Source organism: Paucisalibacillus algeriensis, from assembly GCF_000577245.1.
Classification (GTDB): domain Bacteria; phylum Bacillota; class Bacilli; order Bacillales; family Amphibacillaceae; genus Ornithinibacillus.
This window is the reverse complement of sequence record NZ_CBYO010000022.1, coordinates 144,457-166,654: the sequence shown is the minus strand read 5'-3', so window position 1 is coordinate 166,654 and position 22,198 is coordinate 144,457. Positions and strand designations below refer to the sequence as shown.

The following is a 22,198-nucleotide window of genomic DNA, read 5'->3' as shown; positions in this document are numbered from 1 at the left end:
TTTTTTCTTTATGGTATGATGTTTGAAAACAGGAACGTGAATGGGGGTACCGAGATGAGATGGAGTGATCTAACTACACCGTGGAAAAGGAGCTTCTTACAAGCATGGGAGGCATATTGTAATGGTTCCATACCGATTGGATCTGTATTAGTTAATCAACAAGGAGAAATTGTATTAGAGGGTAGAAATAGAGTATTGGAAGGAACAGCACCAGTAAAACAAGTTTTTGGAAACCGTCTCGCTCATGCAGAAATGAATGTTCTTCTACAATTAAATGGAAAAGATTATGAAGAGATGAGTGAAGCAACAATTTACTCAACAATGGAACCTTGCATCCAATGCTTCGGCGCAATTATTCTATCAAAAGTGAGAAATATTTGTTTCGCAGCAACTGATGATAAACTCGCAGGTGCAACTACTATAAAAGATGAACACGGGTTTATTGAGTCTAGGAATCTTAATATTAGGGGACCTTTTCCAATACTTGGTGAAGTACAGATGGTCCTTAGAACCGACTTTTTATTAAGAACATTTACTACAGAACGGGCTGAAGAACTAATTGCTGCACATGCAATTGATTATCCAATTGGTGTCTCGGTAGGAAGAACGATATTTCAACTTAACACATTGCAAGAAGTAAAAAACGTATCAGATGGTTTCCCATTACTTTTTGATGAATTAGTTACTAAAATAAAACAGGTTAAACAAGCCCATTCCGTTTAGGAACGGGCTATTTCCATAGTAAGTATTTAAATATGCGTTATTTACTATTTCTTCCTTTTTCCACGGTTCACAAATGGTAACACTAATAATTCCTCATCCTTCATGTACTCTGCGTAAAATACATCTTTTACTTGTTCATATCCTTGTTCTTTTAATTCTTGCAGCAACCATTCTTCTGTAAGATTTTTTTCCTCCAAATTATCATAGATAATTTCTCCATCATTAACTAAGGTTACGGTGAGATTTGCAGGTTGGGGTGCTAGCTTCATATCTTTACGTGTCGGTGACTGATAATCGGATTTTTTGAGAACAGAAATGGCACCATTCGTTTCTAAAATTGCATATTCTACCTCTCGAACAGAAAATACATCCTTTTCACGCAAAAGATGTTGAAGTTGATTGACATCTAATTTGTTTTTTTTCATCACATCTCGAATCATCTTACCTTTTCGAATTACAATCTCGGGAGTACCTTCTAGTAGGGAACGAGAGGCTTTAAACTTCTGAGTAATAATCTCCGTGGAATATAATAATCCGCCCCATAAAAAAAGGACAAAAGCCATTTCTAATATCCCCGCTTTGTCGTCAAACATCGCATTTCCAACAAGCTCGCCAAGAATAATTGCAGAAATAAAATCAAAAGCAGTAAGTTGAGAAATTTGTGTTTTACCGAGGAGTTTAGTTAAAATATATAAGGCAAAAAAACCAAAAAGTGTATCAGTAAACATTTGAAAATAGGATATCAACCAAAACGCCCCTTTCCAAGCTTAGGATTAACCGGATTGAGAAAAGTCATGCATGAAAAGGGGGCATAAAAAAAGACAGTCCCTATAAAAGGACTGTCTAAAGTGATTTCTTCATGGTTACGTGAGGAATACCTGCATCCAGAAATTCACCTGAAACGGTTTTATATCCCAACTTTTCATAAAAAGTTTCAGCATGTGTTTGTGCGTTTAGTTTCGCCTTGGTACACCCATTTTTCTTGATTTCATTTTCCATAGCTTGTATAACATCTTTTCCATATGACTTTCCACGGTGTTCCTCTAAAACACAAATACGTTCTAATTTGCCGTATTCCTCCACAAATCGTAAGCGACTAGCGACAACTGGTTGGTTCTTCACATAACCAACAAAATGAATTGCGGTTTCATCGTATTGATCGAGTTCTTCTTCTTCCGGTACTTTTTGTTCCTCAACGAATACAATCGTACGTACTTGAAAAGCATGTTTTCTTTCTTCGTCTGTTTCAACAATCTTTAAAATCATACAAGTTCCTGACCGAAAACGAACGATTCATAAACCGTCCAAGAACCGTTTTCTAACTGGTATAGAAGTTGGAAACGATCAACTTCTTCTTCAAATTGAAAACTTTTCATCTTTAATCTACCGAAGACGTCAGAATACTCGTCGTCCATTAATTTTTGTCCGATTGTGATATGTGGAACAAAATTGTATTTCTTATTTTGAGGAAACTTTCCTTCATGAAGTTTTTCATAAAGGGTGGTTAACGCTTCATTAGGTTCTACTTTTAGGTAAATTGTATTTGTTACAGGAACAAATGAACTTGCCTTATTAATACGAATTGTAATCGGTTCTGTTTCATTTGCAATTCGCTTTAACTCTGGAATTAGTTCGTCTATCATATCATCATCAGCAACAAATGCTTCCTTTAATGTAATATGAGGTGGAATTAAAGGGTAGTGTGGGTCGTACCGTTTACGATATGAATTAGCTTCGTCCTGAATTACTTTGGATGGGAAAATCGCAATACCATATTTCATGTCAGAACCTCCTATTATTTTTTTATCGTATAAGTATTATAGCTTCTTCTAATTTATAACATAAAAGTCCATATTTAAAGTGTTTTATTTCCTATTTATATAAAAATTGGAACTGTTATTCACCAAAGATTGCCTTCAATGCATTTACCATATCCTTCTGCCAATACTTCCATGTATGCTCACCGTCTAGTATTTCTTTATAATGATACGTTAGTCCTTTTTGTTCCAACAATTCCTTAAGTTGTCTATTTGGTGTTAAGAAATCAACATTGGGTCCATTTGTTGTATCCACACTAGTTTCGGAGATGCCGATTGTATGGTATATATCTAATGCTTCAATATTTGATGCGTTTCGAACTGCTTCTAACACTATTTCATCGACTAGTGGAGATTGGATAATTACTTTTCCAAAGGTGTTCGGATATTTGATGGCCATTGTTAAAGCAAGCGTTCCTGCCAGGGAATCTCCCATTAAGGCTCGTGTTCCACCCATATGATACGAAGGTAGGATGTCATCCAAGAACGGAACAACCTCGTTCATTAAGAACTTGGAATAGGCTTCATATTGTTCCCCTAAAGGGTGGTATTTTTTTAAGCGATCATATCGGTCCTTATAATGAATACCAACAAAGATTGTATTCTCAATTTCTGCATCATCGTGTAACTTATCACTAAATGTTGCCACACGTCCCATCTGGTAGTAATCATTTCCGTCTTGCATAATGCAAATGTGATATTTATACAATGGTGAAAAAGATTCTGGTTGATAAATTTTAAGCGTCATTTTTTCTTCAAGATATATACTGTTAATTACATGCTCCAGCATTTTCCCTTTTCTGCTCAATACATTCACCTCATAAGCAAATTACCTAATCCTAGTTTACCATGAAAACTTATAGTTGTAACCTTAACTGCCGACTACTTCGCGAAGTTGTCCTTTGTATAGATTGTAATAATTTTCTTTAAGGTCTAGTAGTTCATCATGGTTTCCTTTTTCTAAGATTTGACCATGTTCTAACATTATTATTTGATCTGCTTCTTGGATGGTGTTTAATCGGTGGGCAATGATGAAACTTGTTCTGCCCTTCATTAATTCTTTTAACGCTTCTTGGATTTTCAATTCGGTTATCGTGTCAATGTTACTAGTTGCCTCATCTAGAACAAGGATAGTTGGCTCTGCAATAAATGCACGAGCAATTGTTAATAATTGCTTTTGGCCTTGGCTAATTCCACTTCCGTCAGAATCTAGAATCGTATCATAACCATCTGGTAATTGTTCAATAAAATCATGCGCATTCGCTTGTTTGGCAGCTACTATTACTTCTTCATCGGTAGCGTTTAATCGTCCATAGCGAATATTTTCCCTGATTGATGTATGAAATAAGAAAGAATCCTGTAATACAAACGCCATATGGGATCTCAGACTAGACCGTTTTATTTCTTTTAAATCAATACCATCAAGTTTAATTTTACCACTATCATAATTGTAGAAACGTGAAATTAAATTAATAATGGTTGTCTTACCTGCCCCAGTATGTCCAACGAAGGCTACGGACTCTCCAGGTTTTGCCTCGAAGTTTATTTTGTTTAAGATAGCTTCATTTTCATAACCAAAGGTGACATTTTCAAATTTGAAATGACCTTTTATTTCCTGAAGTTCGATTGCTCTACTCTCATCCAATTCTTCCTCTTCTTCGTCTATCACATTAAATACACGCTCAGCACCAGCAACCGCTGAAAGGAGAAGGTTAAATTGGTTGGAAAGTTCATTTAATGGACGAGTAAACTGACGGGCATATTCCGTGAAAATTACGATTACCCCAATGGTAACAAGCTCTGTATTAATTGCTAGAATACCACCAACTAGAGCAATCATCCCGAAACTTAGGAAGTTCAGCATATTCATCACTTTAGGAATAAAACCAGCAATGGTTAATGCCCAGAAACCAGAGTGGTTTAAATCTTTATTTTTTACTTCGAATTCTTTGATGACACGTTCTTCCTGGGAATATGTTTTTACGACATGTTGACCAGACACGGTCTCTTCGACATAACCATTTAATTCTCCGAGTCTTTTTTGTTGTAACTTATACAATGGTCCAGTTCTCTTTGTAATCCAACGAGTCGCAAAGAACATTACCGGAACAATAGACATGGTCACAACCGTTAATATAGGACTTAGATAAATCATTACCCCAATCGTACCAATAAGTGTCAATACACTGGAAAATACTTGGATGACCGACTGGTTTAAGGTGTTATTGACATTATCAATGTCGTTTGTAATACGACTCATTAATTCGCCATGTTGTCTTTTATCAAAGTAAGCTATTGGCAAGCGGTGGAACTTATGGAATAGCTCGGAACGTAAATCATACACTGTATTTTGCGCAATCCCAATCATCCAAAAGCTTTGTAGGAAAATGGAAAGGGAATGTAATAAATAAACGGCTATTAGTCCTACTACCAATATTCCAAACCCAGTTACTTCTTGTTTAACGATAAAATTATCAATGGCCTTCCCAACCATGAAAGGTCCAAGTAAGCTCATAGCAGAACTAATAAGTACCATTACTATAACTAGCCATAATCGTGCTTTTTCACGAGCAAGGTAGGACCAAATTCGTTTTATCGTTCCAACCGTATTACGCGCACGTTTTTTTGTATTGTCTTCAGAGATATTTTCTATTGGTATTTTTTCATATTGAAAGGGAGCTTTTAGTTGTTGTTTAATGGACATGTGGATACTCCTTTCCAAATTGTGATTCCACGATTCTTTGGTATAATTCGGAATCTCTCAGTAACTCCTCATGGGTACCAATGTTTAACATTTTACCTTCATCCAATAGTAAAATTCGATCAGCATTCATTGCAGTAGAAATCTTTTGTGTAATTATAAATAACGTATTTAGGTCATCCTGAATGGCGTCTAATAATTTTGACTCCGTTTCCAAATCAAGTGCACTTGTACTATCATCAAGCATTAGAATTTTAGGCTTGCGTATTAATGCTCTCGCAATGGAAATACGTTGTTTTTGTCCACCGGAAAGATTAACACCTTTTTGACCAATCTGTGTTTGGTACTGGTTGGGTAATTCCATAATAGTGTCATGGATTTGTGCGTCCTTAGCTGCTTTAAGAATTTCCTCTTTCGTCGCATCATCTTTACCCCATGAAATATTTTCGATAATTGGACCACTGAAAAGCAATGGACTTTGAGGAACATATCCAATACTTCTTCGGAGTGTTTCTAGTTTATAGGAAGAGATTGGTTTATCATCAATTAATATTTCGCCCCCCGTCACATCGTATAACCTTGGAATAAGCTGAAATAAGGATGACTTCCCAGAACCAGTTGCTCCAATAATAGCGAGCTTTTCACCAGGTTTGACAGTGAAAGTTAAGTCACTCAGTACAAGACCATCAGAAGTAGGGTATTGGAACGAAACATTTTTTAATTCAACTTTTGCGTCCATAACCTTTTGATTGTTATTGGCATCCTCTAAATCTAGCAGATCAACTTCCTCTACCAGTACTTCGCTAATTCTTTCTGCAGATGCTTTGGTACGAGATAGTGCCATAATAATGAAGGAAAACATTGAAATAGCCATGGCAACACGCATTGCATAGTTAAGAATAGCAACCACATCTCCAACTTCAGTAGTGCCTGCGATAGATTGTGTATTACCAAACCAGAGTATTGCAATGATACTAAGATTCATAACGAACAATAGGATAGGCATGGAAGCCTCAATGAAACGAAACGTAAACCTTGTGTTATTTTTAAGGTTTGAATTGGCATCGGTAAAACGATCTTCTTCATAGTCACGCCTGAAGAAAGCTTTGATTAATCTCATTCCTGCAAGGTTTTCTTGCATCACAAGGTTCACTTTATCGATGCTTTTTTGAACATTATTAAACATTTTGGATGCTTTCTTTAGAACCCATAACAGAAATCCTAGAAGTAGTGGAACAGTAATTAAGAAAATAATTGCAAGTCCAGGATTTACGACAAACGCCATGATAACGCCACCTAATGCAATAAGTGGTGCCTTCATCATAATGCGCAAACTCATAAAAATAGTGTTTTGGATTTGTCTAACATCGTTTGTAAATAGAGTCATAAGATGTGATGTTGGATGATGATTTAAATTTGTAAATGAAAATTCCTGAATTTTGCGGAATAACCTTTCACGAATATCATAAGCAAAACCCCAGCTCACATGGGAAGCATAAAAGGAATTAATAATACCCGATATAAAAGAGAAGAATGCAAGCCCAATCATGATGCTTCCACACATGACAATATTATTTAAGTCGCCATTCATAACCCCATTATCAATCATTTTTCCTAGAAAGAATGGAAGAAGTAGCTCAACAGCAAGTTCAACGAGCATGAGCAAGAAGGCAACAACTGCGGGCAATTTATACGGCTTTAAAAAGGAAAAAACTGTTTTCACGTGCATGTAACCCCCGTTGTCGAAATTGTGAAATTTTTTTAGATAGGAAAATATAATGTCTTTTCATTATAAAGGATAAACAGGTTTTGTACCAAGGATTTATTTCGTGTATCGAATGAATTTATGTATATAGAGCTCCTATTTATATAGGGATATATAATCTTGGCTTGTAAATTGTAGAATTGTTCAGTTAGTGATGGAGAAGGTAGAAATTGTTGTAGGAGAAATTTGAAAATATAGAGATTGCTCATACTTATTTTGATTGACTAATTTTACTAAAATTTATATAATTTATCTACAACTACATATTACGATTCCGTAGCTCAGCAGGGAGAGCGCTACCTTGACAGGGTAGAGGTCGTTGGTTCGAGCCCAATCGGAATCATCATGCACAAACCTTGATGTAAAGCGATTCCTAGTAAATATAGGAGTCGCTTTATTTTTGTTAGTTTTCTACTTTGCCGACATTTTGACGGCAGGAGCTTGTTTTTCATTGGTTTTTGATGGTTTATCTTGGTTAATTATTTTTCTGTTTAGGACTTCGGATAATCTCTCTGTTGCCAATTCGTCCACCGTTTGTACATGATGGCTATACGTATCATTCGTTATACTTATTCCAGAGTGCCCAGCACGTTTTGATATTTGCGATAGAGGAATGCTTAATTCAATCAATATCGTCACCATGGTATGGTGTAGGGCGTGGATATTAACATATCGAAGCTTATGCCTTCTTAAAAATCGTTCCCACCAGTTTTTCATACTATCCGGGTTAAAAGGTTCGCCGTTCTCATGAGAGAGCAGTAAGAAATGCTTACCTTCACGCCACAATTCTTCTTTTTTAAAGTGTGATCTTTCCTCTATTCGTTATTCAATTAACTCTTTAATAAGTGGCATTAAATCATAGGGTAAGGATATATCACTTTTATCTAATGAATTAAATAAGGAAAGTTTGCAACATATTATTTTTTTAGTCGCTTTAGAGAATAAAGAACTTATTGGAAGAAAGCTTATAAGACTTGAATTAATTAATAAAGAGGATGCCAATTCTTCGGAGTTTTGTTTGATAGGTAAAGATGAATTGAATAGCTTAGAAGTTGCATAAAATAAATCCATCTTGCATGGGTTTATTTTTTTGATTATGATAAGAACAAATGTTCCGAAAGGGTGTTCTTGTCATGAAAGGTTTATTCCAACGTTCCATCGATAATAAAGAAAAAATCCTCATCTTTTATATCGATAGTAAGAACCAGGTAACACAACGATATGTTCGTGTGATTAGCATGGATGATAATTCTATCGTGGCATTTTGTTATTGGCGTAAGAAGGTAAGAACATTCAAGTTGGAAAATATCCTTTCGGCTGAACAGGTGAAAAAGAGAGTTGGAGCATAGTATAAATGTTAATATCGTGGATTTATTATCGGTAACAGTTGGGCTTACTTGATTGACCACTAAATTAGTGCTCAGACAGGCGTTTCTTAAGTAGTAAGCCAACTGCTATTCCAGGAAATAAGGACAATATATGGACCATACAGGCCCTAATAAAACGCCAAATATCGTTACTTTCGAAGAATAAACTAATCCAACAGTTGCAGAAAACGCAGGACACACAAATGGAAAAAAGAGTATGGATCCTCTCCACCACCCGCATCTTTCACAGCATCCCACATAGCGAAACTGTATATACAAGGATAAAACAATAACCAGTTATAATTTGTAATGGCTATTGCAACAAGGGTTTTACCATGAAAACTTAACAGTATAGCACTATTTAAATTACTAAATAAATTAATTAAAAATTCAAGTGTCACTATATAATACCTTTTAAATATTTACCATTTAACAACTGTCCGAACCCAGGGAGTGCGACAGACCACAGCAGCTTCTCGAATGGATTCTTATTCATGCATTACCACCTTGCCTATTACTTATCTTTTGCTATTTTCTTTCTGTTTGGAGCAAGTGGTGGTTGTTCTAACCATCTGTTCTTTGTCATAAGGTTAAACCATTCTTTGGTAACCATTAGGTTTTTCAGAATGGTTTGTTCATACGTTACAACAAGGTCTGTTCGCATAGCTGATGCTAGTCCTGATCCATGGTAGGCTTGCCCAGTTTGAAGTAAAAAACCAATATGATACAACATTAGCTTATCTGAAAAGGGAGAATCCTGAGATGCCGTAACCTCTGATTCCCAAGACATTGGCACTGGTAAACTATCTTGTTGTAGTATCTTCCCGAACGATTGAATTTGATTGTCAGACGATTTTTGAGCTGAAACTAAAAATTTCCTTACCTCTTTTGATTGTGCAACTTGGCTAAATGCAATGGAGAGGGTTTTTTCCATTATCTTCTTTTTCAAGTTAAAAGATAGGCTAATAATTTCCATTGCGGACAAAGGACGTTGATCGCCAAAATATCCATCTAAAAATTGCTGACCTGTAATAAATTCAGGGTTTTTTTCAGGATAAAAGTATGGATCTCTTTGAAAATGACCTTTTTCTAAAAGTAATTCTATCGTTTGATGGTACATTTTTTTACCGCTATTATCACATGAATCATAAAAATCTCTTAAATCCTTTCTAACAGATGTACTAAGCGATGTTGTATGCCCTAACAAACCATGTAACGTCATAATATGTAAATAGTGTAGGCAAAAAATGTCCGAGAATAATCTTTTTGCCCCATGATTAAGATCGGATTCCGTAAACCCAATTGGAACTGGAAATCCTTCATTTTCCATGAAGGTTGAAATCTGCTTTTTTTGGTTGCCAAATATATGTATTGCTTCTTCAAAAAGCGCTTTAATTTTTTCATCCTCGATGATTGAATACATATATTTGTTGACTATATCAACGGCTGTACCATTTACATATTCGCCCCACAATGTTCCTATTTCACCAGATGTGAGCTTTAAATTTTCCTTTTCCAATGTAATCACCTCTGTCTAATATTTCCCTTGTTTTGTGATTTTATTAAAAATATTGGTTGTATCAGGACTACAAACACCTCATTATTGAAATAGACAATCAGCAAAAAATGAAATAGAACAAAATTAAGATTGATAAGTATAGGAGATTGATAGAACGAAATTCGTTTAAGGGTATGCCTAAACTTTATTGGGTAACGACTACACCATACAGAAGAAACAGTTTACTAGAATTATGTGAGGGTTTAAATGTAACGGTGTATCTTGATACCGACATTAATTAGGAGGGGAATTGTGAATTTATAATTGACTGATAATGAAAAGGGCTCAGTGGAATTAGTAGTAACTAAGGAAATAAAATATCTAAAGTCTTACGGATCCATGGAAGAGTTTTTCCCATCTTGCTAATTTGTTCTATGTCTATATAAAGATAATAGGAAAAAATAATGAGGAGGTCAAACATGCGGACTAAAACCTATGATTCTATTGAATTTATAAGGGGTGAACATAAATTAGTTAAACTCCTACGTTTTCATTGGTGCCACTTGCAGCTGCTCCTTTTATTCCTAGTACTGTATTTGCTGAAGAATCAATTCAAACAAAGGTCATGAATACCTTTGACCCGTTATGGCTTTTGCATATCCCGGGGCCTTAGCAGTGATGTTGGGCGGTACTTTATTCATTATAATAGGGAAGAGTGATAAAGGATTCGGGATGATTCAAAAAGCAGCATCGGGGTATATAATATTAATGTTATTACCGATGGTATTTGATATTTTAGTAGGTGCAATGGACGGTGTTGTCTAATGGAAATCAAAGCACCTATGGAGTATGTCGGGGATAGGGTAGGGGCAAAATTTAAAGAGGGAATGACCGATATAGCCTTAGAATATATAGCAGCCATTCCGATACTTGACGGAGTATCAATAGGATTATATGCACTCTGTAGCATGATTAGTAAAACTTTTGCTAAGTTAGGAGTTATTGGTGTGTTTGGGTATGTTTTTCTAGTTGCACTATTTTGAATAAAAAATAAATAGGAGTGGATCCTAATGAAAAAGGAGGCTCTTATATGCTACTGATTGGAACCGTAATAGGAATCTATATAGGGTATAAACTAAACAATCTCATTAGAAAACTGTATAATGGATTTGAATTTATGATACTGGGCTTAAAAGTGACAATTGGTAAGTTTAAGAAAGCGCCTGTTGTCGACATTACTAAGAAAAAGAAGAAAACCCATCCCTCCAAACTCAAAATGCGAAACATGCAATAATGAAGATATATTCATTGCTGGAACCAAAAATTATTTCCGTGTCCAAAATGTAAAAGAAATGGAAATAAGTTCAGGAAAATAACTATGTAAAATTTCCTTTTAAAGAGTTGTTGACAAATTGTTGAACAAACGCGACAGAAACGAGTGATTTCAATCTGAATTAAACGGAAGTAAATAGCGCTAACCCTTGATATAATAGGACTTTGCCGAAATTATTCTATTAGTTCAGAAGCCGCTGACTACCTTGACAGGGTAGAGGTCGTTGGTTCGAGCCCAATCGGAATCACTTATAAAAAACTATGGTATTTATTTATCATAGTTTTTTATTGTTAATCTTTAAATAATTGGAAATTTTTTGGTACTATACTAATTAGAGAATGCTTAGGAGGAACAATGGAGTAGGGGGAGTAGTAAAATAATTAATAATAAGGAGACATTTACAGAACTAAACCTTGAGAAACTCAACATTGTTGATAAAGAGGCTACCGTTATGATGACTCTTTTCAATGAGGAATATTCCACCTCTTAAAATGGATAGAAAAAAAATCTTTCCTAGGCATAGACAAAGTGTTCCAATTTCCGGAATAATGTTTATGGGATTGGAAAGGAATGTGGTTGGCTCATTTTTGGAAGTAAAGTGGGTGAGAACGAGGATTTGAGTTATATTCATAGCTAAAATATACGAATGAGGGGAAAAAACAATGGAGAAACCTTATGTAAAAAAACTATTTGTTGGGAAAGTAAAACAGGTTGGCAATCCTAATGCAAAAAGTCCAATGGACCGAGCTTGGGAAAGCGGTATGTTTAAAGAAGGAACGAGTGAAAAAGTGTGGCTTAGTAATACCGGATTAGTCGGTGATGAGGTTGCTGATAAGAAAAATCATGGCGGTCCAGAGAAAGCTGTTTTTACATACTCAGCCAATCATTATGATTATTGGAAGCATGTAGAAAATATCGATACTATTCATGTTGGTGGGTTTGGAGAGAATCTAGCTGTAGAAAACATGGATGAAAACTCTGTTTGTATCGGGGATTCCTATCAATTTGGCGAGGCAATTATCCAGGTTTCCCAACCGCGTAGGCCTTGTTGGAAACCTGCTCGCCGTTTTCGAACGATGGACCTTGCTTTGCGCATCCAGAATTCAGGTAGGACTGGCTGGTATTTTCGTATCCTGAAGGAAGGATATGTTCAGAGTGGAGTTGAATTAACTTTACTAAATCGACCTTATCCTGAATGGACAATTGCAACATGTAATGAAGTGATGTATGAGTATGACAAAAAAGACGATTTAGACCTTGTTAAGGAACTAGCATCTTGTGAGTTTTTAGCTGAAAACTGGAAAAAAACTTTAGCAAAACGTTTGGCGGGGAAAGAGTCTTCGGGTGAAAATCGTGTGTTTGGTCCGAATAAGTAATGACATAGGGAAAGAGAAAAGCTGTCCTACCTAACTGGGACAACTTTCCTGACCCTCTGTCCCACTAAAAAAATCTTCCGCAAGCATGTTTATTTCGTTTGATTTCTCTATAATTGTCCAATGTCCACAGTTTTCTATCGTATGTAATCGTGTATGAGGTAAATAGTTTATGAATAATTTTTCAATAATTGTGGGAGGGAGTATATCGTGACTTCCCTGTGCAACTAGTATTGGTATTTCTGCTAACCTATCTAGATCTTCCGATAAATCGTAATTATTCTCTATATCCTCTACAATCGTATAATTGACAGTTTGATTCATACTAGTTTTTTCATTGTTTTGTAAGGAGTGTTTGGAGAACACGTAGTAAGGATCCAATATGGCTAGTACCTTATCAACAGAAGCGGTACCTTTTTTTACTTCTCTGTCCGTTTTTAACAATTTTATTTTGTCCTTCAACGTTATTCGTTTCAATAGTTCTTTTTCAAATGTCTTTAATCCCTTTTGATTAACACCAATTGCTGCCGTTAAAAATAGTTTACTAACCCTTTTAGGGTAGGCTGATGCATAGCAGAGCGCAAGCATGCTTCCCCATGATTCCCCGAAGATATTTATTTTTTCAAACTGTAATAGTTTTCGTAATGACTCAAGGGTGTTAACCTCTTCTTCAATGGAATAGTTGTTACCTAAAATAGAATCTGATTTACCACATCCTCGCTGATCATATAAAACTAATTGATATTTCTTGGCTAATGGTAGTACATGCGGGAGGAAAAAACGGTGCTCACTTCCAGGACCACCATGAAGAAATATTATCGGTTCTCCCTCGCCGATAATATTAATATGGATGTTATGACCATTAATATTTACATATTGTGCTACTGCCATTTAAGCTCTCCCCCGTTAAAACATTGGAAATATTTCATTAACATATGATAATGGTATCGTTAATTTGATAGAAAATTCCAATTTTATTATTGTGTTTTCCTATACCTATGTATATGATAGTTAGATAGAAAATATGGTGGATATATAGATTATTAATATTAGGGAGGATATTGATGTGGTTGAGGCAGTATTCTTTGATTTGTATGAAACGCTAATAACGGAATGGAAGGATAATGAAAAGAAAGCTACGTATTCTATTGAGGCATTACGTATAACGGAAGAAACTTATAAGAAAGAATGGGCGGCAAGGGTAGAAAGAAGAATGAATGGTACTTTTCCTGATCATCAAAGTGTTCTTAGAGATATACTTACAACATTAGGGAAAACAGTAGAAGAAAATATTATCGAGGAAATTCATCAACAAAGATTAAAGGCCAAATTAATCCCCTTTCAAGAAATTGCTTGTGAAATTATCCAAATGCTCCAGGTTTTAAGAGAAAAGAAGATAAAAATTGGTTTAATTAGTAATTGTACACCGGAAGAAGTAATTGGATTTGGTGATTCTAAACTAGCGAATTTATTTGATGATATTATCTTTTCGTACAAGGTAAAACAAGCAAAGCCTAATGCTGAGATATATTGGACCGCATGTCATAATCTAAATGTTTCCCCGGAGAACTCCCTCTTTATTGGGGATGGTGGGTCAAATGAGTTAATTGGAGCCTCGAATGTTGGTATGAAGGCTTATCATGCAACATGGTTTCTGCCAACTTACATAAGTGAGAGAAATGTAGATTTTCCTAAATTATCAAAGCCGATGCAGGTAATTGATTTATTAGAACTGGAGGAATAGAACTGTGAGGAAAATGATTGATCCATCCAAACACCCAGATTGGCTACAGCCACATTCAGTGGAATGGTATCAACATATTGGAGAACATGATGGTAAATATCTTTATCCATGGAATTCCATTTTAGATGAGCCAAATGGAGAAACCATATTTGACAAAGAAGTATTGAGGATGGTTGAGGATAAGAATGTTTTAGATGTCGGGTGTGGTCATGGTGATTTTACAATCCGATGTAGCACGGTAGCAGAAAAGGTTACAGGGTTTGATATTACGGAACAATTTATTGGAAGTGGCAGAAATCAAAGAATGAAAAACGTATCTTTTGTTTTAGGAAATACAAAAGACGCATTACCATTCGAACGTGATGAGTTTGATTGTGCATATATTAGAAAAGGACCTACCTCTGCTTATCCTCTTTTGAGTCATGTGGTAAAACCAGGTGGTAGAATAATAGGTCTCCATCCTGGTGATGAGTCAGGTAAAGAACTGCTGCGTTTGTTTCCGGATATGTTCCAGCAACCGACAAGGAAAGTGATGGATGTGCTGACTAATAGATTAAAGAACAGTAGTTTTTCAAGAGCTGAAATAGAATCAATTAACAGTGTAGAATATTTGCAGTCACCTATTGATGTTGTGAAAATGTGTTGTTTTGGTCAAAAGGATACAGTTTATAAAATGGTTGAGGAGCAAAAGATAAATCAAATCACGGAAACGTTTCATGCACTTGCTACCAATAAAGGATTTGCAGTAACATTTTCGCGCTATATTATTCGTATAGAAGTTTAGAAGAAAGAGGAATGTCGTGATTAAACAGTTTAGGCAAATACTAAATCAAGAAATAGATGGAATGAACCTTTTTATCTTTAAGTTTATTGTTTGAATTTGATATAATATAATAACTATTCAAAAATATTATTGCGAGGATGTATCTCATGAATCAAAGACGTCATTTTATATCCGATCAATATCATTTTATAAGTGAAATGATTATCCTCTCTATCATTATGCTCCTCCCAATCCACTTTTACTATATGTGGATTCCAAAATGGGGTGTACTCGCTGTAACGATCCCCCTGTGTGTGATTTTCACCCTGATGGAGAAACAAAGTTTAAACTACAAATCATATTATTTAATTGTTCCTGTATTATTTATCCCATTTCTCATACTACAATTTCCTTTATTAATTTGTTTGCCAATAGCTGTCTTAATCATATGGAGATACCTACGTATTAGGCAGCTTTTTCTCAATGGCCGTGAAGCAAGTTATATATTGTTAACTACTATGATATCAATTATTGTCTATATAGTTACGGGTGAATTGTCAGCAATTGGATACTTATTTCTTCAATTATTTTTGCTTGTTTTTGGGTTTATGTTTAGTCATGTTGCAGTCTTAGAAAGAGCAAAGAGAAAGATGTCATTCTTCCAAAGTGGAGGTTATTTTGTGGCCTTTCTATTAATAGGAGCTGCTGTAGCTTTTTGGATTAGTACGCAACCCTATATGGAGAGGGCGTTTGACAAGTTTATATATTTCATCTTCTCAATCGTTGGTAAAGTGCTTTATCTATTTAACTTCCTAGAACCCAAATACTTTGAAAATCTTAGGGAAGGAATGGATTCTTTACCGGAAAAACAAGGTTTAGCAGAGATACCAGGAATGGATTATATCGGATCAGTATTCGGTGTATATATTGCGATAGGTATTATGATTATAATTGTTGGACTTATAGTAGTTCTAAAAATCCTAAAAAGAGATGCTTCCCCACCGGAGGATATTGGCGGAAAGACCGTTAACCTTGGTATCGTCACAAAAGTTTATGATTCCTCTGAGATGTTCATTAAATCTTTTAAAAGATGGCGAATAGGTAAGAAGCATCCTGTAAGAATAATGGTACACAAATTCGAACGGAAGGCGTTTAAAAATAAAATTGGTAGAAGACAATCAGAGACGTTGGATGAGTGGTTTAAGCGGATTGACTTACAAATAAATGTAGAAATCTATCAGAAAGTTCGGTATGGAAATATGGATGTTTCTGGACAAGAGGTAAATGAATTGAAAAATGGTCTTGAGAAGATGATAGGTAGTTTATATAAGAAATAAATGTTTACTTTTAGTATAGGTGCTAAACGAATTCAAAAATTGTTAACACATTGATGCGGAAAAAGTATGAAAAAGAACCTAATAAGAAAAACCTAACAGAACAAGATAAAAAGTTATTAGTATTTTATTTGAAGAATTGGCTATTGCACAGAATACAGCGTATCAAAAATTGATAATAAAGTATAGAATCTATTTAAAGTTGCTAGATAGGTAAAAGAACAGTAGATTTTGATTACCAAATTGTATGATTGCATTTGACATAAAAAAACAGCCTGAGGGGCTGTTTTTTAAATATGTGGATATTTTTGTAATGTTGCTTTTTGTTTTAGCTCTATTCCTCTTGAGAGCATGTAAAATGAAAAAAGTAATAGAACAAATGCTAGCAATGGGGAGTAGAGAATCCATTGATAATCATAAATAAAGGATCTCCATTGTCCGATAAGACCAGCCCAATCTCTACTGATTGATATATAAACTGGTGGGCCGCCTAGTCTTAATATAGTTCCCCCTAGGAATAAATTAAAGATTCCTAGCTGTCCAATTAAAGTAAGAACTAAAATAATTTCTTTCACAAACATGGCAAGAAGGGTACCTTTTAAATGAGGGAAGATATGTTTCCATAATATTCTTAGCTTACCTGCTCCGAGTGCTTTAGTAGCTGTAATATATAGTTCTTTTTTCAATTCAACCGTTTTACTGAAAACTGCTGCATATACTCCTGGAAAACCGACAACCACCATCAAGAATGATTGTAATAAAATTAGCTCTATTACGAAAAGTGGTGAGTTGATGGTTATTCTGATTAATAGAAAATATATGATTAGGAATGTTGGTATACTGCCAAGCAATCCGAAAATAGTACCCGTCTTCTTTTTTTCTCTCCCCGATAATCCAAACCATATACCAAGTGATCCTCCAATAATAATCCTTATAAGGGCTACCCCAATTCCTACAAACACCGTATATTTTGCACCGTAGAGAAGAAGTGTTAAAATATCATATCCCCATTGGTCGGTCCCCAGAAGATGCTCCTTTGATGGTGGATATGGTGATGCATGAATACCAAAGTCATCAGGACCATTATAATAATACCCAGTCGGTTCTACATAATCTTTTTCATAAGGTGCAAATAAAGGTCCAAATACGGCTATGAAAAGTATAAAACTAGTAGATATGATCCCTAGCCACAATCGCCAATTAGTCATGGGCAAACACCCTCTCCAGAAGCAAGATAAGTAAACGAATAGACCAATATACCATTAAATAAAGGAAGACTAAGGCAAACAATGTATTGACAATAAGATTATATTGGTACATTGTTCCACCAAATAACATAGCTGTTAATCCTCTAATATTAAACAAGTATTCTACAATGAATAGGTTACTCATCATGATAGCTAATACCTTATGTAAATCAGCTTTCAAGAATGGGAGTATATTTCGTACAACATGATTGATATAGATGACTCGTTTTTTCAACCCTTTTGCTTTTGCAGTTAAAATATAGTCTTCTGAGAGAACGTCATAAGTGCGCTCTGATAATGTCCGAATAAGATAGATTGCGGGAATGAGAGTCAACGTGATTAGTGGGAGTAAATATGCATTTTCATCTACTGAGCGTGACGCAACTCTTGCTAATCTTAACCCAGTAGATTCATAGATAAATACTACTCCAAGCTGTAAAAATATGACTAGAATGAAATCAGGAATGGTTCCTAAGAATCCGATCATATCTTTTACCCATTCTCTTTTTGACTTACTATACCAAGCGGAAATAAGCATCCCAATTAAAACAGATAGAAACCCTGCCAATAAAAGGTACCGTAAAGAAGTAAAAAAATAAGCAGATATATCTTGTAGGTAACTGTATGTACGGTTTTTTCCTTCTTGATAGGTAAAGGATTCACCATTCAGTAGACCGGTTACATAATTCTTGACCAAGTCAGAAATTGTCCGTATAGATAAGGACAAGTTTTCATCCATGATTGTTATAGATAAGGGAATTGCAGCTAATAAATATATAAAAGCTATCAGCCCGATTATTGAAAGTGCCATCTTCATTATTCATCATCCTTATAGTTAAACTTTAGAGATAACTAAAAATTACCACTATCAAAAAACTTGGTCAAGTTCGAATTTAATTAAAATTCTGGATAGGAGACAGAATATAATTGGAATTTTTATGATGTTTCATTTAAATAGTATTAACTCTCCTTGTTTAGTGAGAGAGATGAGAGGGCATATGAAAGGGAAACGTCATTGTGCTTGCTATTTGTCTTGCGCATTTTAGCGTATTCGGTTGAATGTATTGGAGAGTTCTTGTCACTTCCTCACCAAATTTTGTCTGTTTTAAGGGCATTTGTTTCAAGGATGGGTTAAGTTCATAATTGATAGATTTAGCATTTTATGATTCGGTAATTATTTTGTTTGGGGCTGTTATAATGAATGTATAGTTATTAGAGCCTAGAAAATAGAAAAGTGCTCTTAAACGTATTAATCGGATAAAGTTTTTAGTTAGGGGTGGAGTTTATGTCAACGGAAATGCTAATTTTTATCATTGTAATGAGCTGGACGTTAATTATCCATGGTGGTTTAACGTATCTAATTGTAAAGAAAAAAGATTACAGTTTGATATCGGGTTTTAACAATCGCTCAAAGGAAGAGCAAGAGTACCTAATAAATAAGGGCTATACAACAGTACTAGGGAAAATATTTACAAATTCTTTTTATTTACTTTTATTTGCAACATTCCTAACCCTATTCCGTGTACCGTTTGGCGTTGAAATTGGCTTTGGTCTATTTACAGTTTTTCTACTAGGTGGCTTAGTGTATCTCCAAAAGTTTGAGGTTCCACATAAGCGGAAGAAGTATATGTGGATCATCGGAAGTATTTCGGTGATAACAGTAGTAATCATTAGTAGCCTATGGGTTAATGGGAGTGCTGAGAACAACATTACCTTAGAAAACGATCAGTTTATCATAACTGGTACGTATGGTGTAGAGTGGTCAATTGAGAAAATAGAGAGGGTTGAGTTACTCGAGGAGCTTCCTGTAGTTATAATGAGAACCAATGGTTATTCCTCAGGAAATGTACGAAAAGGCAAATTTAGACTAGAAGAACCGTATGGGGTAGGAAGACTATTTATTACACAGAAGGAAGGCCCATTTCTCTATATATCCTTAAAGGATGACTATATTATTTTAAATGGAGAAAAACAACAGGAGACTTTAGATCTATATGAAAGGCTAAAGGAAGAGATTTAGAAAAGGAATGAGGGAAAGTATGAGAATTGCTCTCGTAACAGGTGCGAATGGTGGATTTGGAAAGCTTATCACGGTCGAATTAATAAAAGCTGGATTTCTAGTAATTGCTGCCATGAGAAATACAGGTAGTCAAGATGAATTAGTGAGTATGGTTAAGAAGTTAGGAATGGAAGCAAAATTGGAAATTGTTGAGATGGATGTGACAAAGGAGGAGCAGATTGAGAATGCTGCTAAATGGATAGAGTCTCAATATGGTCAATTAGATATATTAATTAATAATGCTGGATACTCTCAAGGAGGATTTATTCAAGATTTAACAATGGAAGATTGGGAGAGTCAATATGATACGAATGTATTGGGTGCTATCCGAACGACTAAGATGTTAATACCCTTGATAAAGAATTCAAAGCAAGGTCGGATTGTTAATATTAGTAGCGTTAGTGGGTATTTTGGATTCCCTGGAATGGGCCCGTATTGTTCATCTAAGTTTGCGATTGAAGGATTTAGTGAAAGTTTAAGACTTGAATTACTTTCTGAAAATATTTTCGTTTCTCTTATTGAACCAGGTTCTTTCAAAACAGGAATTTGGGAGAAGGGTCTAGAAATAGGGGAAGGGATACAGGAAGATGAAACATTGAAAAGGAATACCTTTAATTTGGCAAAACAGGCTTCTGAGACAGCGGGAGATCCATTTATAGTAGCCAATTTAGTACGAAGGATTTGTGATAAAAAAAATCCGAGGTTTCGTTATCGGGTTGGAAAAGGTACTAACTCATTGTGGTACATTAAGAAGTTTATTCCTTGGGGCATTATTGAAAAAATCGTAATAAAAAAATTAAATAAGTGAAACAAAAAAGAGTCGCAGATAATTCATGCGACTTTTTTGTTTCACTATTAGTATTTCAACAATATATACCAAATTTCGAGGAGTGACAGGCACCCCTTCTATTTCACTTCATACTGTCCCATCATTCCTGCGTCTTCGTGTTCGAGGATGTGGCAATGGTACATGAAGATTCCTTTGTGGGTGAATTTAGTTATAATTCGAACTGTCTCTCCTGGGTGTACTAGGATGGTATCTTTCCAGCCGGATTCATTTGCTGGTGGTGGATTACCGTCTCGGTCTAGTACTTGGAATTGGACACCATGTAGATGGAAGGGATGTGGCATACCACCATTTAATCCGGTTCGTTGATTGGTAACCTCCCAGATTTCAGTGTCATTCCATTTAACTTCTTCATCAATACGTGACATATCCATTGATTTATCGTTAATGGTTAATGTAGCACCTACTCCAGCTAAGACCATATCTCTTGTAACAACTGCGCTGCTTGGGTCTATCGATTCAATTTCTGTTAGCTGCTCTGGGACTTCAAAAACCTCTGACTGTTCATCAGTTACAACAAATTCCATTAATTCTACTTCTTGATTATCTGAAACAGTTTCTGCTAATTCAGAACCAGTGTCGATTAATTTTACAATATCTCCAGTTTCCAACTTGGAAAAATCAACAAGAATTTCTGCTCGTTCTGCCGGGCTCAAGCGAATAGAAGTCATTTCAATTGGCTTTTCCAGAAAGCCACCATCACTAGCTATTTGATAGAATGGTTGATTGTTGCTTAATTCGAAATGATAGGTTCTACCGTTTGAACCATTTAATAGACGCAGGCGAACCATTCCTTTTGGTACTTCTAGATAGGGGGATATGGCACCATTTACAAGAAAGGCATTACCATAGAGTCCCATCATAATATCAGTCATTCCTGGATCATATTGCATGTTACCGTTAGAATCCAATCTTTTGTCCTGAATGACTAATGGAAAATCATTCATACCATACTCTTTAGGAATAGCGAGTTGTTCCGATACCTCATCTTCAATATAAAATAGCCCTGCTAGTCCTTCGTAAACTTGTTTTGCTGTCAAGTGCATCATATGAGGATGATACCACAGTGTTGCAGCAGGTTGTTCAATTGTAAACTCAGGCTCCCAAGTTTCACCAGGCATAATTCCGGAATGTGGCCCACCATCATTTTTTCCATCAACAAGTAAACCGTGCCAGTGGAGGGTAGTTGCTTCATCTAATTCATTTTTCATCTTTACTTTTACTTTTTCCCCCTCATGAACCCGAATAACTGGCCCAAGAAAGTTTCCATTATAACCAAGTGTTGTAGATTCCACACCATCTAAAATTTCACTAGTTCCTTTTTGTGCAGTTAAATGAAATTCTGCTTGATTAGGATTCGGATCTAAGTCTTCTAAAATAGGGGGAATAGGTAGAGGTATTGATTCTACCAAGGAAGATACATCCTCACTAGATTTTTTTTCTGTTTTCTTATCATCATCGGAACCAATGGATAGCACAAGGATAATTCCACAGATAAATATGAGGGCAATCAATATAATTAATGCATAACTTTTTTTCATTAAGTAATTCTCCAATCGTTATTTCTAACATAATGTCTATCTATAATTGTACCGTTGAATGTGCTAATTTGATGGCTATTTTCTAA

At 35.3% G+C, this 22,198-nt stretch carries 23 protein-coding genes, 1 tRNA gene and 1 pseudogene; 12 read left to right on the top strand and 13 right to left on the bottom strand.

Going from position 1 to position 22,198, the window contains the following annotated elements; genetic code table 11:
• Nucleotides 1-54 precede the first annotated feature (54 nt).
• Nucleotides 55-723, top strand: a complete 669-nt coding sequence (locus TY11_RS16895; RefSeq protein WP_042148932.1) for a nucleoside deaminase — start codon at nucleotides 55-57, stop codon at nucleotides 721-723.
• A gap of 44 nt (nucleotides 724-767) precedes the next feature.
• On the opposite strand, the gene TY11_RS16890 is transcribed toward TY11_RS16895, so the two are convergent.
• The 6 genes from TY11_RS16890 to TY11_RS16865 form a co-directional block, all read right to left on the bottom strand.
• Nucleotides 768-1,469: a YetF domain-containing protein gene (locus TY11_RS16890; protein ID WP_081755966.1), complete on the bottom strand. Its 702-nt coding sequence runs from the start codon at nucleotides 1,467-1,469 to the stop codon at nucleotides 768-770.
• A 97-nt stretch (nucleotides 1,470-1,566) separates the two neighbouring features.
• On the bottom strand, nucleotides 1,567-1,989 hold the full coding sequence (locus tag TY11_RS16885; protein WP_042148929.1) for a GNAT family N-acetyltransferase: 423 nt from the start codon (nucleotides 1,987-1,989) through the stop codon (nucleotides 1,567-1,569).
• Nucleotides 1,986-2,504 (bottom strand): YjcG family protein, encoded by a 519-nt coding sequence (locus tag TY11_RS16880; RefSeq protein WP_042148927.1) that lies wholly within the window; start codon nucleotides 2,502-2,504, stop codon nucleotides 1,986-1,988. Before TY11_RS16880 ends, TY11_RS16885 begins: the two co-directional genes overlap by 4 nt.
• Nucleotides 2,505-2,619: 115 nt before the next feature.
• Nucleotides 2,620-3,348, bottom strand: coding sequence for an alpha/beta hydrolase (locus tag TY11_RS16875; protein WP_042148924.1), 729 nt, complete (start codon nucleotides 3,346-3,348; stop codon nucleotides 2,620-2,622).
• 63 nt (nucleotides 3,349-3,411) lie between these two features.
• Nucleotides 3,412-5,244, bottom strand: coding sequence for an ABC transporter ATP-binding protein (locus TY11_RS16870; protein ID WP_042148921.1), 1,833 nt, complete (start codon nucleotides 5,242-5,244; stop codon nucleotides 3,412-3,414).
• Nucleotides 5,234-6,964, bottom strand: coding sequence for an ABC transporter ATP-binding protein (locus TY11_RS16865; RefSeq protein ID WP_042150351.1), 1,731 nt, complete (start codon nucleotides 6,962-6,964; stop codon nucleotides 5,234-5,236). Before TY11_RS16865 ends, TY11_RS16870 begins: the two co-directional genes overlap by 11 nt.
• Nucleotides 6,965-7,276: 312 nt before the next feature.
• On the opposite strand from TY11_RS16865, the gene TY11_RS16860 reads away from it, so the two are divergent.
• A tRNA-Val gene (locus tag TY11_RS16860) sits at nucleotides 7,277-7,349 on the top strand.
• 68 nt (nucleotides 7,350-7,417) lie between these two features.
• Here the strand turns inward: TY11_RS16860 and TY11_RS16855 are convergent.
• On the bottom strand, nucleotides 7,418-7,792 hold the full coding sequence (locus tag TY11_RS16855; RefSeq protein ID WP_042148916.1) for a tyrosine-type recombinase/integrase: 375 nt from the start codon (nucleotides 7,790-7,792) through the stop codon (nucleotides 7,418-7,420).
• A gap of 347 nt (nucleotides 7,793-8,139) precedes the next feature.
• On the opposite strand from TY11_RS16855, the gene TY11_RS16850 reads away from it, so the two are divergent.
• The gene (locus tag TY11_RS16850; RefSeq protein WP_042148913.1) at nucleotides 8,140-8,355 is read left to right on the top strand and encodes a hypothetical protein; all 216 of its coding nucleotides are present in this window, start codon (nucleotides 8,140-8,142) and stop codon (nucleotides 8,353-8,355) included.
• Between the two features lie 64 nt (nucleotides 8,356-8,419).
• Here TY11_RS16850 and TY11_RS16845 read toward each other — a convergent pair.
• Together TY11_RS16845 and TY11_RS16840 are read right to left on the bottom strand one after the other, a co-directional pair.
• Nucleotides 8,420-8,869: pseudogene (locus TY11_RS16845) on the bottom strand (hypothetical protein).
• 18 nt (nucleotides 8,870-8,887) lie between these two features.
• Nucleotides 8,888-9,892 carry a DUF3231 family protein gene (locus TY11_RS16840; RefSeq protein ID WP_042148911.1) on the bottom strand — a complete coding sequence of 335 codons (1,005 nt, stop codon included), beginning with the start codon at nucleotides 9,890-9,892 and terminating at the stop codon, nucleotides 8,888-8,890.
• Nucleotides 9,893-10,546: 654 nt separating this feature from the next.
• Here TY11_RS16840 and TY11_RS20505 point away from each other — a divergent pair.
• The 4 genes from TY11_RS20505 to TY11_RS16825 all read left to right on the top strand — a co-directional run bounded on the left by TY11_RS20505 (nucleotide 10,547) and on the right by TY11_RS16825 (nucleotide 12,580).
• Nucleotides 10,547-10,696, top strand: a complete 150-nt coding sequence (locus TY11_RS20505; RefSeq protein WP_155982725.1) for a hypothetical protein — start codon at nucleotides 10,547-10,549, stop codon at nucleotides 10,694-10,696.
• Complete coding sequence (locus TY11_RS16835) at nucleotides 10,696-10,914, top strand: hypothetical protein (protein ID WP_042148908.1); 219 nt, start codon at nucleotides 10,696-10,698, stop codon at nucleotides 10,912-10,914. The genes TY11_RS20505 and TY11_RS16835 overlap by 1 nt, the downstream gene beginning before the upstream one ends.
• Nucleotides 10,915-10,961: 47 nt before the next feature.
• The gene (locus TY11_RS16830) at nucleotides 10,962-11,165 is read left to right on the top strand and encodes a hypothetical protein (protein WP_042148906.1); all 204 of its coding nucleotides are present in this window, start codon (nucleotides 10,962-10,964) and stop codon (nucleotides 11,163-11,165) included.
• 701 nt (nucleotides 11,166-11,866) lie between these two features.
• Entirely contained in the window at nucleotides 11,867-12,580 is a 714-nt protein-coding gene (locus tag TY11_RS16825; protein ID WP_042148903.1) for an MOSC domain-containing protein, read from the top strand.
• A 30-nt stretch (nucleotides 12,581-12,610) separates the two neighbouring features.
• Here the strand turns inward: TY11_RS16825 and TY11_RS16820 are convergent, their stop codons facing one another.
• On the bottom strand, nucleotides 12,611-13,468 hold the full coding sequence (locus TY11_RS16820; protein ID WP_042148899.1) for an alpha/beta fold hydrolase: 858 nt from the start codon (nucleotides 13,466-13,468) through the stop codon (nucleotides 12,611-12,613).
• A gap of 175 nt (nucleotides 13,469-13,643) precedes the next feature.
• Between TY11_RS16820 and TY11_RS16815 the strand changes: the two genes are divergently transcribed.
• The 3 genes from TY11_RS16815 to TY11_RS16805 all read left to right on the top strand — a co-directional run bounded on the left by TY11_RS16815 (nucleotide 13,644) and on the right by TY11_RS16805 (nucleotide 16,421).
• Entirely contained in the window at nucleotides 13,644-14,321 is a 678-nt protein-coding gene (locus tag TY11_RS16815) for an HAD family hydrolase (RefSeq protein WP_042148896.1), read from the top strand.
• Nucleotides 14,322-14,334: 13 nt separating this feature from the next.
• Nucleotides 14,335-15,105: a class I SAM-dependent methyltransferase gene (locus TY11_RS16810; RefSeq protein WP_042150348.1), complete on the top strand. Its 771-nt coding sequence runs from the start codon at nucleotides 14,335-14,337 to the stop codon at nucleotides 15,103-15,105.
• Nucleotides 15,106-15,251: 146 nt separating this feature from the next.
• Nucleotides 15,252-16,421, top strand: coding sequence for a hypothetical protein (locus tag TY11_RS16805; protein ID WP_042148891.1), 1,170 nt, complete (start codon nucleotides 15,252-15,254; stop codon nucleotides 16,419-16,421).
• 287 nt (nucleotides 16,422-16,708) lie between these two features.
• Here TY11_RS16805 and TY11_RS16800 read toward each other — a convergent pair whose 3' ends face one another.
• Nucleotides 16,709-17,626: an ABC transporter permease gene (locus TY11_RS16800; protein ID WP_042148888.1), complete on the bottom strand. Its 918-nt coding sequence runs from the start codon at nucleotides 17,624-17,626 to the stop codon at nucleotides 16,709-16,711.
• The gene (locus TY11_RS16795; protein WP_042148885.1) at nucleotides 17,619-18,482 is read right to left on the bottom strand and encodes an ABC transporter permease subunit; all 864 of its coding nucleotides are present in this window, start codon (nucleotides 18,480-18,482) and stop codon (nucleotides 17,619-17,621) included. Before TY11_RS16795 ends, TY11_RS16800 begins: the two co-directional genes overlap by 8 nt.
• A 468-nt stretch (nucleotides 18,483-18,950) precedes the next feature.
• Here TY11_RS16795 and TY11_RS16790 point away from each other — a divergent pair, with 468 nt between their 5' ends.
• Nucleotides 18,951-19,685, top strand: a complete 735-nt coding sequence (locus TY11_RS16790; protein WP_042148882.1) for a DUF3784 domain-containing protein — start codon at nucleotides 18,951-18,953, stop codon at nucleotides 19,683-19,685.
• 19 nt (nucleotides 19,686-19,704) lie between these two features.
• A complete protein-coding gene (locus tag TY11_RS16785) occupies nucleotides 19,705-20,532 on the top strand; it encodes an SDR family NAD(P)-dependent oxidoreductase (protein ID WP_042148881.1) in 828 nt (275 codons plus the stop codon).
• A gap of 98 nt (nucleotides 20,533-20,630) precedes the next feature.
• On the opposite strand, the gene TY11_RS16780 is transcribed toward TY11_RS16785, so the two are convergent.
• The gene (locus tag TY11_RS16780; RefSeq protein ID WP_042148880.1) at nucleotides 20,631-22,112 is read right to left on the bottom strand and encodes a multicopper oxidase family protein; all 1,482 of its coding nucleotides are present in this window, start codon (nucleotides 22,110-22,112) and stop codon (nucleotides 20,631-20,633) included.
• Nucleotides 22,113-22,198: the final 86 nt, after the last annotated feature.